This window comes from Rhizobium sp. RSm-3, from assembly GCF_001854685.1.
Taxonomy (GTDB): Bacteria; Pseudomonadota; Alphaproteobacteria; order Rhizobiales; family Rhizobiaceae; genus Rhizobium; species Rhizobium ecuadorense.
The window spans coordinates 555,984-567,389 of sequence record NZ_MAWZ01000002.1 but is presented as its reverse complement, the minus strand read 5'-3'; the positions used below and the strand labels follow the sequence as shown (position 1 = coordinate 567,389).

12 protein-coding genes and 1 tRNA gene are annotated in these 11,406 nt (G+C 61.5%); 2 read left to right on the top strand and 11 right to left on the bottom strand.

The window, feature by feature from the left end:
• The first annotated feature begins 227 nt into the window (after positions 1 to 227).
• Positions 228 to 301 (top strand) — tRNA-Gln (locus BBJ66_RS05850).
• 59 nt (positions 302 to 360) lie between these two features.
• Here the strand turns inward: BBJ66_RS05850 and BBJ66_RS05845 are convergent.
• From BBJ66_RS05845 to BBJ66_RS05820, 5 genes are read right to left on the bottom strand one after another with little or no spacing between them, the layout of a single operon-like run.
• A complete protein-coding gene (locus tag BBJ66_RS05845; RefSeq protein ID WP_071085590.1) occupies positions 361 to 1,398 on the bottom strand; it encodes a tyrosine-type recombinase/integrase in 1,038 nt (345 codons plus the stop codon).
• The gene (locus BBJ66_RS05840; RefSeq protein ID WP_071085588.1) at positions 1,385 to 1,576 is read right to left on the bottom strand and encodes a hypothetical protein; all 192 of its coding nucleotides are present in this window, start codon (positions 1,574 to 1,576) and stop codon (positions 1,385 to 1,387) included. The genes BBJ66_RS05845 and BBJ66_RS05840 overlap by 14 nt, the downstream gene beginning before the upstream one ends.
• A complete protein-coding gene (locus BBJ66_RS05835; RefSeq protein WP_071085586.1) occupies positions 1,573 to 1,824 on the bottom strand; it encodes a hypothetical protein in 252 nt (83 codons plus the stop codon). The genes BBJ66_RS05840 and BBJ66_RS05835 overlap by 4 nt, the downstream gene beginning before the upstream one ends.
• A complete protein-coding gene (locus BBJ66_RS34545) occupies positions 1,821 to 2,324 on the bottom strand; it encodes a hypothetical protein (protein ID WP_128146128.1) in 504 nt (167 codons plus the stop codon). Before BBJ66_RS34545 ends, BBJ66_RS05835 begins: the two co-directional genes overlap by 4 nt.
• A gap of 41 nt (positions 2,325 to 2,365) precedes the next feature.
• On the bottom strand, positions 2,366 to 2,548 hold the full coding sequence (locus tag BBJ66_RS05820; RefSeq protein WP_071085580.1) for an Arc family DNA-binding protein: 183 nt from the start codon (positions 2,546 to 2,548) through the stop codon (positions 2,366 to 2,368).
• Positions 2,549 to 2,660: 112 nt separating this feature from the next.
• Here BBJ66_RS05820 and BBJ66_RS05815 point away from each other — a divergent pair, with 112 nt between their 5' ends.
• Positions 2,661 to 3,296 (top strand): Arc family DNA-binding protein, encoded by a 636-nt coding sequence (locus BBJ66_RS05815; RefSeq protein WP_071085578.1) that lies wholly within the window; start codon positions 2,661 to 2,663, stop codon positions 3,294 to 3,296.
• 223 nt (positions 3,297 to 3,519) lie between these two features.
• Here the strand turns inward: BBJ66_RS05815 and BBJ66_RS05810 are convergent, their stop codons facing one another.
• The 6 genes from BBJ66_RS05810 to BBJ66_RS05785 are packed head-to-tail and all read right to left on the bottom strand — an operon-like array spanning position 3,520 to position 11,314.
• Positions 3,520 to 4,182 (bottom strand): hypothetical protein, encoded by a 663-nt coding sequence (locus BBJ66_RS05810; protein WP_071085575.1) that lies wholly within the window; start codon positions 4,180 to 4,182, stop codon positions 3,520 to 3,522.
• Positions 4,179 to 5,669, bottom strand: coding sequence for a phage portal protein (locus BBJ66_RS05805; RefSeq protein ID WP_071085755.1), 1,491 nt, complete (start codon positions 5,667 to 5,669; stop codon positions 4,179 to 4,181). The genes BBJ66_RS05810 and BBJ66_RS05805 overlap by 4 nt, the downstream gene beginning before the upstream one ends.
• A gap of 59 nt (positions 5,670 to 5,728) precedes the next feature.
• Positions 5,729 to 8,794, bottom strand: coding sequence for a phage tail tape measure protein (locus tag BBJ66_RS05800; RefSeq protein ID WP_071085574.1), 3,066 nt, complete (start codon positions 8,792 to 8,794; stop codon positions 5,729 to 5,731).
• Positions 8,795 to 8,797: 3 nt separating this feature from the next.
• Positions 8,798 to 9,703 carry a head maturation protease, ClpP-related gene (locus BBJ66_RS05795; RefSeq protein WP_071085572.1) on the bottom strand — a complete coding sequence of 302 codons (906 nt, stop codon included), beginning with the start codon at positions 9,701 to 9,703 and terminating at the stop codon, positions 8,798 to 8,800.
• Positions 9,704 to 9,718: 15 nt separating this feature from the next.
• Complete coding sequence (locus tag BBJ66_RS05790) at positions 9,719 to 10,099, bottom strand: hypothetical protein (RefSeq protein WP_071085570.1); 381 nt, start codon at positions 10,097 to 10,099, stop codon at positions 9,719 to 9,721.
• Between the two features lie 24 nt (positions 10,100 to 10,123).
• Positions 10,124 to 11,314 (bottom strand): helix-turn-helix domain-containing protein, encoded by a 1,191-nt coding sequence (locus BBJ66_RS05785; protein WP_071085568.1) that lies wholly within the window; start codon positions 11,312 to 11,314, stop codon positions 10,124 to 10,126.
• Between the last annotated feature and the right edge of the window lie 92 nt (positions 11,315 to 11,406).

The following is an 11,406-nucleotide window of genomic DNA, read 5'->3' as shown; positions in this document are numbered from 1 at the left end:
GCCGCGCAAGTCCTGAGGTATGCAGCAGGCGCTCATTCGATTTTTGCGTTGCGGCAAGAATATCAGCGCCCGCCGAAATCGCCAAATTCTTTTTTGGACGGGGTTTTGCGGACCGTTTCACCTCTTCCGCGACAGCACTGAATTTTTTCAAAACGGGTATTTGCAATCCGCCCGCTTTTGGTTATAAGCGCCGCACAGCAGCCAAGCCATGCTTCGGCGGCAACTGCTGGGGAATAGTTCAATGGTAGAACGACGGACTCTGACTCCGTTAATCTTGGTTCGAGTCCAGGTTCCCCAGCCAATTGATTTCGCTCACGTTTTTCCCTCGTAAAAACAGAACATTTTGTGTCGGTTGGAAACTCAGTTGGGAGTTTTTGTTCTCCCTTCGAGCTTCCTGATCGCCTCAACCGCCATTGCCACATCGCGATTGAGGTAGTTTGAATCTAGGATCGAGCGAACGTCGCGGAGTGTGTGACCGGTGATCGTCGCAATCTGAGCCTCTGTACATTGGGCAATAGCCAGGCGCGTGACTGCCGTTCCGCGCAGGTCGTTAAACGTCACATCCGATATCCCGGCAGCGCGGCACGCCCTGCGCCATACGGTGCGAAAACCGTCAGGGCTCCAAGGGTTGCCATCGCTCGTCAGAAGCACGTTTCCGTCCTTTTGACGGATAGGATCTAGCATTGCTTTGAGAGGGGCGCCGACCGGGATTGTCACGTGCACGCCGGTCTTGCCTTGGCGCAGGCGGATGAAGTCGCCATCGTATTGCATCCATGTCAGCCTGAGTAAATCGCCCTGCCGCTGCCCGGTCCAAAGTGCGAGGATCAGTGGTAGGTGCAGGTGCGACGGCGCCGAGGCGAGGAACGCCACTTCTTGCTGGTCGCTCCAGACGAATTCGTTGCGCGTGGCTCGATAGGTTCGTCCGCCCTTCTCGCACGGGTTCACGTCGATCTCACCGCGCCCTTTCGCCCAGGCGAGGATAAGGGCCAGGACCTGCCAGTAATAATCTCCCTGCCGGCGCGACTTGCGAGCATACTCATCTCGCTTGTCGATGAAGATCGCACGCGTGCGGCGATCGGAAAGCGCAGCAATCGGGAAGGTGCCGAAATCACGCTCAATTTGCTTGATCTTCTTGATGTAGTCGCGTTGCGTGCGCGCCGCCTTGTCGTCGAAGACCGAGCTGCGCTGGTAGCCATCGATGATGCTTTGGAGCGTCCCGGCCGCCGGCTGGACCTTGCGTGCATGCGCAGCGTTATAAGCTTCGTCGAATTCCGGATCTCCCGGCTTGCCGGGGAGCCGAGGACCGCCCTTGAAGGCGTAGTAATAAGTGACCTCTTTGCCGCTCGCCAGGATCTTCTTGACCGGGTTCACGCCCTTGTAGTGCTTAATTGCGCGCATTTGATTTCAGCCATACATCGAGAGGGTTGGCGTCGGCCGCCGCCGCCTCGTTTGACAAGACGATGACGATTTTTCCATTTTCGATTTCGACCCGACCGATGGTTTCGCCACCCGCGCGCACGGCCTGGACTGCGCGCGTGATATCGATTTTCCGGAAAGTGGCGCGCTGCGCGGTCATGGCCTCTCCATTCTCGATCGCCGCCGCAGGCTTTCGATTTCCGGCGAAACGTCTTCGATCGAGGCGACGACATCGCCCAGCAGCCGCCGGCAGGCTTTCGCGATCGTCGCCAGGTGATCGAGTTGGCCGCGATCGGCGACACCAGACTCGGCGAGCTGCTCGAGCGTGTCGGAAAGGGTTTTCGCGAGCGCCCGCGCCTCGAGGGTGATATCGATCGCTTCTTTCAGCGTGTCGTGCCCGGTCGTCATGTTGCATTCCCTTCGATCTTCCGAACCAGGTCGGCAGGCGCAATGATTTCCCGTGGGGCAATCAGAAAACCGTCCCAATGGTAGGCGCCCCAGAGCAAGAATTTTTCGTCCGCGTCCGACCACACGCGGCGGATGTGGTAAATGCCTGCGGCATAGCGGCCGGCGCGCGCCTTCACCTCATAATCGCCGTCGCCGTCGAAGGGATTGCCCAGCGGCTTCTTGACCGAGACGAAAACCGTGCTGCCACCATCCCCATGGATCATGCGCACGCCGTCGGCGATCGGGAAATCCGGATGCATCCGGCCAAGGATTTTTTTCAACTGGACGATACAGGCCTCGACCTGTTCTTCATCGGTGAGCGGCAACTGCGGAATTTCCGCAGTTGCCGCTACAGCCGCGGCCGGAAAAGCGGCGGCAGTGCCGGCGGCGGCGATCTGGAGGAGGTTTCGGCGGGAAAAGCTTGCGCTGAGGCCGCCATCTGCGTTATGATCTATCTGCATTTGATACCTTTCAGGTGTTAAAAAAAGCCGACGCTGGTTTCTCAGGCCGTAGCGTCGGCTTTTTGCGTTTCCGTGGATGATCGAATCTGCTTCTCCAGAATTGTGACGATTTCGCTGTTGATCGAGCGGCGGTTTTCCGCAGCCATCGCTTTCAGCGCGTCACGCATGCCGTCCGGCAGGCGCAGATTGAACTGATCTGATCGGCGAGAGGCAAGGTTTTCCATCGGGCGAGTCCAGAGTAATTTACTACCATGCGATTAATAGTAAATTACTTCCATGGACGCAAGAGCCAATGGTAGTTAATTCATACTATGCACGGCAATTTAGGCGGACAGGATGGCTCGCGGCGACTTTCCCAGCACAAAACAAGACCAGTTCAATCTTCGTTTTCCGGAGGGTATGCGCGCCGAGATCCAGCGGCTGGCGGCCGAAGATGGCCGCTCAATGAACGCTCAAATCATCGAGCTGCTGAATTTTTCCCTTGAAAACAGTGGCCTAGATATCGACGAAGTAATGCAAATGCTTGCTGTGCAGCGGAAAGAGATGGCCGACCTGCGCAAGAAGGTCGCGGGGACTGACAACCGAACCGAAGACATCAGCGATGTGCAACTGCAGTTGGACGAATGCCGCCAGGCGCTCAAACAGAAGGACGGTCTGCTGACCGCCGTCTGCCTGCAGCTCTTCATGAACCGAGAGGTGCTTCCGCCGGAATCAGTCATCCTGGCTGACGCCATACTCAAGAGTTCCGGCGAAATGGACCTGCTCGAGTTAAATGAGGAGGAAGTTTCGGCCGTGCCCATTGCGCGCTACTACGCCTTGGTGCGGCGCTTCGTCACGAATGAACTCAAGTCGAGCAGCCCGCAGGGAGCCAAAGAGACCAGCCAGCAGCACTTCGAGAGAGTGCAAGAACGGTTAAAAAAACACCGTGAAGCAAGGCGTGCGCGCCCGGCGAAGAAGGACTCCGCAGCGTAAATCTTTCCACGCGTGGAAAGATTAATTTTAAAGGTTTTCGTCTCAAACCATTTTTCAGCCTTCGGCGACCCGTCAGAGAAAGCGTTATAATAAATTACGCTTTCAAATGTCCAAACCGTGGACATTTGCAGCATCAACATCACGCCGAATCAAACTGTTACAGCGATTGCTCCGCGTGAAACATCTCTCGCTGGAAAGTAGGTTCGCCAATTTGGCGAACCTACTAATTCAGCTCAGAGCGCCGCGGGGGTGCGCTTTCCGGTTCCGGTACGCCCCCGAACGCCAACGCAATGAGGTTGACCTGCTCAACCAGGTTAAGGTGTGCCACCGCCGCTTCCTCGATCGGATCACCACCAAAGCCGAGGGTTTCAGCAATGACGGCATTGATCGCCGGCTCCGGGCAGTCGAAGATCCCCGCGGGATCGGAAGAAATGACCTGGAGATCGGGAAAGCGCAGCTCGAGGCGGTCGAACATCGGCTGAGACAGCAGCCGAATCTTGAAATCGACATCACGAATGGTGATCTTCGCCTGGTCATTGCGCAGCATGCCCTTGTAGGCGACGCCACCCACTTCGAAGGTAAGCGCAAACATCGCCGCGACGATCTGATCACGCTCATCATCGGTCAGCCTTTCGACGGCCGCCTCCTGCGCCGCGTCACCGCCATAGCCCAAGCATGTCGCCACCAGGGCGCGTTGCGCCGGTTCGGAGATTTCCATCAGCGGATCACCCTGCCTGTTGGGATCGAGCACGACCTTCACGAAGTCATATTGCGGGAAGCGACGCGAGAGCCGCTTCGACTCGGCGATCGTCAACGCCCGGGCCGTCAGCGCGGCGCCGCGGATGGAAAAGGGATGCGTGAGCCTGCTGAAATGCGACAGCTTCATTGCGTATCCTGCTCCTGGCTGTTTGCCGGCGAAGCGATCTTACCTGCCGAGAAGTTCAAGCCAAGGTCTTTCTCTCGAGCACGATCGGCGGCGATGCGCCGATCGGTTTCCTCGGGATCATAGCCTTCCGCCTCGATCACGTCGGAACGCGCCTTGAAACCAGCGTCGACGGCGAGCTTTTCGGCCTGGCGATCCTTGAGCGGATCGACCCAATCCCAGCGGGGAGTGATCCACTTTGCCCGCCGATAGCCGTGCGGATCCGCTAGATACTGCGCCAGCCCGACCGGCAGGCGGCCGACGAAAACCGCGTCATCCATGAAACGGCGCCACACCGGACGGCAGAGCTGATACACCATGACGGCGTGCTGCATCGCCTCGATGCGTCGGCGGAACTCGACGAGGCCGGCGCGGATGGAACCATAATTCGCCTGCTTCAGATCGCCGGTCATTGCCGCATAGGGCACGCCGAAGCCGGCCGCCATCCGCAGCAGGTTGCGGTATTGGAACGCCTCGTAATTGCCGCCGACATCGGCCGGCTCGGCGAAGGTGACATCCTGCCCCGGATCCAGATCGAGCATGGCGCCCGGCTCCAGGGCAATCGCCGAATCGTTGCCGGCGGCTTGCGCGGCCTCGATCCCTTCCGCCATCGGATGCGGCGCCGCATCGTCGCCGAGTTCGGTGGTGATGAAGCCGCCGAACAAAGCTGCGACACGCTTGCGCTCCAGCTCGGCGTCGTCGTAGCAATCGAGAACCGCCGCAGTGACGATCCCCGAGAGCGTGTGCGGGATGCCACGGATCTGGCCGGCAAAGCCTGTGGAGTCGAAGAGATGCAGGATCTCTTCCGCCGGCACGCGCACCTGCTCGCCTGATGTGCCCTTGCGCAGGTCCACCTGGTCGGCGCCGGGATGCTGGCGCAGGAACCAATAGGCGACGCGCTTGCCGATCGCGTTGAACTCGACGCCCATCTGCACATAGTTGCCGTTGTCGAGTGCGCGATTGTCATTGAGCGGCAGCATCTCGGATGGCAGGAGCTGCAATTGCAGCGGCACGATCAACCCATCTTCCGGCCGCCGCGTGCGCATCCGGACGAAGCATTCGCCGGCGTCGAACATTTCGGAAGCGATCGTCGCCTGCATGCCGTAGAAGTCGGTGAGTCCGTCGGCGTCCGCCTCATCGCTCCAGTCCTGCCAGACCTCCTGCAGCCGCGCCTTGAATGCGGCGTCCGCATTGAGCGATGACGGCTTGATGCCCGAACCGGCGAGCGCCGAGACGAAGACTTTTTTCGCCTGCATCGCATAGGGATTGTTCTGGCTGAGGTAGCGCGATCGGGCGACGACCGTCCGACCATAGGTGCGGATCTGGCGGTTGATCTCCTGCGTCGTGGTCGTGAGGCCTTTCAGGCGCCGCGTCGCGCGGCCGGCGTCAAACGCCTGGTGACGCGGGGGCGCCGGCTCATTGATGGTGGTCAGGGCCGTCGACCCGCTCATTTCCCGTCTGCCGGCGGCGATGCCAAAAAAGCGGCCGGCCCATTTCCCAATGCCCATAATTACCTCCAGCTCGGTTTCTTGCCGGCCTTGCGCAGGCCCTGCCGGCCCTGATGCTTCGCCAGGCGATCGGCGACGTCATCGGGCGCGATCATCTCGTAAGTCTGGCCTTCGATCGTCAGATTGATCGGCCGGCCGCCGGCTGATGCAACGGCTCCGCCGTCGGCGAATGCCGGCACCAGCGACGGCATGCTCATGCCGGTGGTGAGTGACGTCGCGATACCGGAAAGGACAGGGCCGCCGTTTGCGAAGCCCTGTCGGAGCCGGGAAAGAAGCTGCGCGCCGGACAGCCGCGCACTGTTGAGCACCGCAAGAAATTCCGACCCGTATTTGTCGACCGCAGCTTTTCGGATGACGAACTCGCCATTGGAGAGCCGCGCCAGGATGCTGTCGCTCGTTCCGGAGCCTGGACCGGAGACGCGCCCGCCGCCGGCGAAACGACCGACCAGGCCACCGGTCGCCAATCCATCGCCGCCGGCATTTGCCGTCGCCGATCGCGCCCGCGCAGCTGCCGCCGCGGCTCGCGTCGCCAGCGATTCGAGCGAAGCGACGGCGCTCTGCAGCTGCGACACTGCCGAATTCACCGAGGCGAGCATCGCGTCGAACTGCGCCTGCACGGCTGTCGTCATCCGCTCGAGGATCTCGGCAATGCGGCTCGCCATATTCTCGAAAGGTGTAACAAGCGCATCGCCAAGCGCGGCGCCGCCCTCGGCCACGGCCGTCTGCACCGTCTGCAGCGCCGTGGTCACGGCTGTCGGCACGGCGGTCAGCGCCGTCGCGATCCGATCGCGCGCCTCCTCGAAGGGTTTTGCCAGCGTGTCGGCAATACTGCCCGCCGGCTGCGCCTGCTGCTGGCTGCCGCCGCCGCCGGCGCCCGGATCGCCCTGGCCCTGCTGGACGCCGCCCGAAAGCGCGCCAGACACGGCTTGCGGCACTCGCGAGACTTCGGCAATGACGCCGTCGGCCGCAGCCTTCGCTGCGGCAGGAACGTCGGACAGACCCTGCGTCATCGCATCGGCGACGGTCGGCTGTCCCTTCAGCTCGTCGGGCACATGGATGATCAGGTTCGAAATGTCATCCTTGACCTTGGCGACGCTTTCGCCGGTCTTGGCAGCACTTTCCGACACGCCGTCGAGCGATTGCTTGCTGGCATCGGCCGCCTTGGCGACGCCGTCGACGAGATCGAATGTCTGCTGCACCGGCTTGCCGCCATCCGAGGAATGCACGGTGATCGTCTTGCCGAGCGCTTCGACCTTCTTTTGGGTGTCCGCCGCAGCGGTTCCCGCCTTCTCGGTGTCTGCCGCCGTTGCTGCGACCTGGCCGCCGAAGTATTTGGCGATAAACGCGGCATCGCTCATCTGGCCGGTCAACAGGGCGATCTTGTCGCGCACTTCGACACCGGCCGCCGAAAGCCCTTCCGACGTCTTCGTTGCCGCAAGGATCTGCTGCGCCAGCTTGCCGAGTTCCGGATTGGCCGCGCCCATTTCGCGGATCGCCGATGTGAAAGACTCGAGCGACCGCCCGCCGTCCACGAATGACTTGACGATCGCCATCATCGGATCGGCGGCATGCGGAAGCGAGTTCAACCACTGCGCCAGGTCGCTCTTCAGCTTGTCCAGCGCCTGGGGCAATTCCTTGTCGACCGTTTTCAGGTCCTCCCGCAGATCGATCAACCGCTGGTTCTTTTCGTCCTTCGCCATGTTGGCGATCTTCAGACCGACCCGGCGATAAGCCTCATCGACATCGTCGACGACGCCCTTGTGCCGCTCCATCGCCGCCGTCGCGCTATCGGTCCTCGTCGCCCAGAGCGCAATGCCCGCGGCGACGGCTGTTGCCGCCGCCAGGATCGGATTGCGCATCAGCAGGATCAACGCATCCTTCGCCAGGACGATCGCGGCATAAAGCACGCGGAAAGCGCCGCTTGCCTGCCCGACCGCCACCGCGATCGCCAGCATTGTGCCGTCGATGTTGATGCCGGTGAAAAGGCGAATCCCATCGGCGGCCGTGTCGAGCACCTTCTTGAAGCCCTGCATGGCCGGCACGAAGATGTCGGTGATCGCCGACTTGGCCGACTTGCCGAAATCGACGACCGCGTCGCGCCATTGAAGGATCCAGATGTTCTTGACCGCCTTGTCGTCGCCGGCGAGCGCCGAGATGAAATCCTGCACGATCGGCAGCGCCGTGTCGGCGAGGCTGCGGGCAAAGCCGAGGATCGCGTCGCGGTTGGCGATCAGCACGTCGCGCAGCCGCTCGGCCGCCGCGGTGATCGTCGGGGCGAACAGCAGGCCGACCTGGTTTTTAAGTCCGGTCGTCGCTTTCGCGACTTCATCCAGCGTATCGCCCATGGCGTCGCCGATTTCCTTCTGCGCGTCGGTGAAGACGATGCCCAGCCGCTCGGCCGTCTTGCCCACATCGATCAGCCCGTCGCGGCCGGAATTCAGGAAGGGAATGAGCGACGCGCCCGACTTGCCGAAGATTTCGATTGCTGCCGCCGATTTCTTGACGCCGTCGGGCATCTTCGAAAATGCTTCAGCGAGGTCCTGCACGATCGTTTCGGTCGGCTTCAGCTTGCCATGGGAGTCGGTGACCGAAACGCCGAGCGCGGTGAATTTGTCTTTCGCCCCCTTGGTGCCGTCCTGCACCTCGCCAAGCGCCTTATTCAGCCTCGACATCGCCGCGCCGAACGCATCGGCGGCGACGTCGTTCTGTTCGGCGGCGAATGCCAGACGTCCATAGGCGTCGATCTGCAGGCCGGCCGCCTGGGCAGCCTTGCCGGCCGCATCGGCCGCTTCGGCGCCACTTTTGGCGATATTGGCCAGACCGGCCGCCGCCGCCGTCGTCGCCGTCGTCACGCCGGCAAAGGCGAGCGCCAGGCGTTTGCCCATGGTCTGCAGGCTGCCGCTGAAGGCGCTGAGGCTCTGGCCGAGCTTGGCGAAATCCGCCTGGGCGGCCGCCTTGCTGATCCTGTCGAAGGCATTCTCGCCGGCGGCGCCGAGCTGCTTGAGCTGCGCCTCCATTTCCTTGCCGCCGTCGAGGGCGATGCGCTGTTTTATGGTTTTACGTGCCATGGGTCACTTCTCCCCTGCATTCGGATGAACGGAGAACCAGTTGTTTGCCTTGTTCACGCGATCGACGACGCCATCCCAACTGGACGGCCCCTTCACGACGTTCGTCGGAGATAGAGGCCCAGTGGCTTTGGCCATCGAGTACGCTTCTGGTGCCTCTTCCTGAATGCTGTTCAGCAGCGACGCCACGTCCGGACGGTTCTCGTGTCCGATCAGATTTTCGCGAATGAATGCGGCGATCCGCACGTCACGTTCGGCTTTGGCGCTTCTCACCGCGGCTATGCGCCCCATCGCATCCTGAAAACCGCGCGCCTGTTGCCTGGATCCGGATGCGGAGACCGCTGCCGGCGTGTTCCTATAGGTGCTCCAGGCGAATGCCGGCGGCTGGACTGCGCGAGCGTCCGTCACGCGGGTGGCGTAGCGCTTTTGCACGGCTTGAGCGCCGTCCATCCAGGTTTCGTCGGCCAGCTCGCGCAGGATCTCAGCTTTGGGCCGACGGGTCTGCTTCACGTAGATATCGGCCATCGATCGGTTGATCGTGTCCAACTGCTCGATCATCTTGGCGTGATCCTGGATATTGCCCCAGGTCAAGCCTGAAGGTTCGTGGACCATCATGTATGTGCCGGTTCGCATGACGATCTCATGCCCCGCCATGGCGATGATCGAGGCGGCGGATGCCGCGATGCCTTCGATCAGAACCGTCACTTTTCCCGGATGGGCGCGAAGGTTGTTATAGATCGTGATGCCCTCGTCAGCCCAACCACCCGGGGAGTTGATGCGAACAGTGACGTCCTGGCCGCCGATCTCGGCGAGTGCATCGCGCACGTTGATCGCCGTGAACCCCTCCTCGTCCGTCACGCCGAGGCCGACGGTGCCATAGAGCCAAAGCTCTCCATTTTTCAATACGTTCATCGAAATGCCCCTTCCTCAATTTTTGCGTGCTGCCCTTAGCGCCGCCTTCGCGGAGGCGACAGCTGCAGCGCGCGTGTGTTTCTGCCGTTCAAGTTTCTTGAAAAATGCCAGCCAGGCCGACGCCTCCGACAGCCTGACTTGCCACTGGGTTCCACATCCACCGCGGCTGACGAACGGCATTCCGCGCCGGAGATATCCCCGCATCGTCGGCAGCGACACGCCGAGGTGATCAGCCATATCGACCTGCGAAAGGACAACGTCCGCCACATCGGCGGGGAGCGGATGTTCCCGCATCACGTCTGCCATTTCTGCTTCAGTCAGCTTTCTCATTTCGTTCAACCTCAACAAGGCAAAGGTAACAATAATGACATCGTCAAGCCGCTCTGCGGCATACATAGTCGTTTGGACTGCGCTGCCGCCTTACCCGCTTTGCGCTTTTTGCTGGGGAGGACCCGCCGACTGCAGGGACTGGGGTCCGTCGATAGGAAACCAGATGACCTTGACGCCGTGCGGCACCTTCAGCCATGGCCATCCCCTCTGGTCGAAGGCGCTACGCCAGTGATGGAAGTCCGGCGAATCCACCGCGACCGCGTGCGTCTCAGGCAGGTCCTGCGCCTCCTCCCGCGTGATGCTCACGCCCTTGCCCTCGGCGGCCCGCTCCAGCACGGAGTTCACGCGCGGCCAGCCGAAGCGTGACAGCCGCTCCAGCACTACACGGTGGCCGGCAACACCGCCGGCGGCGATCTGCTGGCGTTGGAAGGCCGTTGGTGCAGGAGGTTCGACGGGCGCACTCGACAACAGTCGCAGCACGTGGACCGTCCACTGCTTGCCGAACGGTGCCGCCACGACATGCTCGCCCTCGCTCGGCTGCTGTTGCGGCACCGCCTCCCACAGCCGCTCGCGAAGGTAGGTCGATGGCGCCGGCGTGTGATCCTTGCCGTTCTTCCGAAGCAGCGCCAGCCACGGATCGCGCATCCGAAGCGCAGCGTCGCGGTCCTCGGCCGTCAGCTTGCCGAAGGCTCGCTCAGCACTTTCTAGCGACAGACCAGCGAAACCTGGCCAACCATCGACCAGTCGCTGGAACGCCCGCTTGACTGCCTTGCGATCGGCTCGATCATCCTCATCCGAAATTTCATCCTCTCTCGCGCGCTCCTGCGCGCCTTGAGAGGTTAATTGGTGGTTATTGACGGTTTGGGTGAAGCCCACTTCACCCCCTGGCGAAGCCCACTTCACCCCCCCGGTGAAGCCCACTTCACCCCCCTGAAAATTTTTCGGGGTGAAGTCCACTTCACCCCCTTCCGCGTCATCACCACCCTTGGTGGTCACATATTCATCAGGCAGATCGCGCAAAAGTTTCAGGTTCACGCGGTACTTGTTGGCCCCGGAAGGACCGCCGCGAGGAACAATCTGTATGAAGCCAGAACGCTCCAAGTTGCTCAAGCAAAGCTGCACATTCCTGGGCGTCATTCGCGCCTTGCTGGCCAAGTAGGTGACAGACGGAAAGGCAACGCCGTTGTCGTCCGCGTTGTCACTCAACGCAAGCAGCAGGAGCAGCTCGCCGCTTTTGACGGGCGCTCGGCTCCATACGATAGTCATAACTTTGATGCTCATTGCCGCATTTCCTCGAAAAATCATATGCTTGAAGCTGTCACTATCTGATCTGCTGATCGAAGGCGGCGGCGTCTCAAACCGCCGCCTTCGTC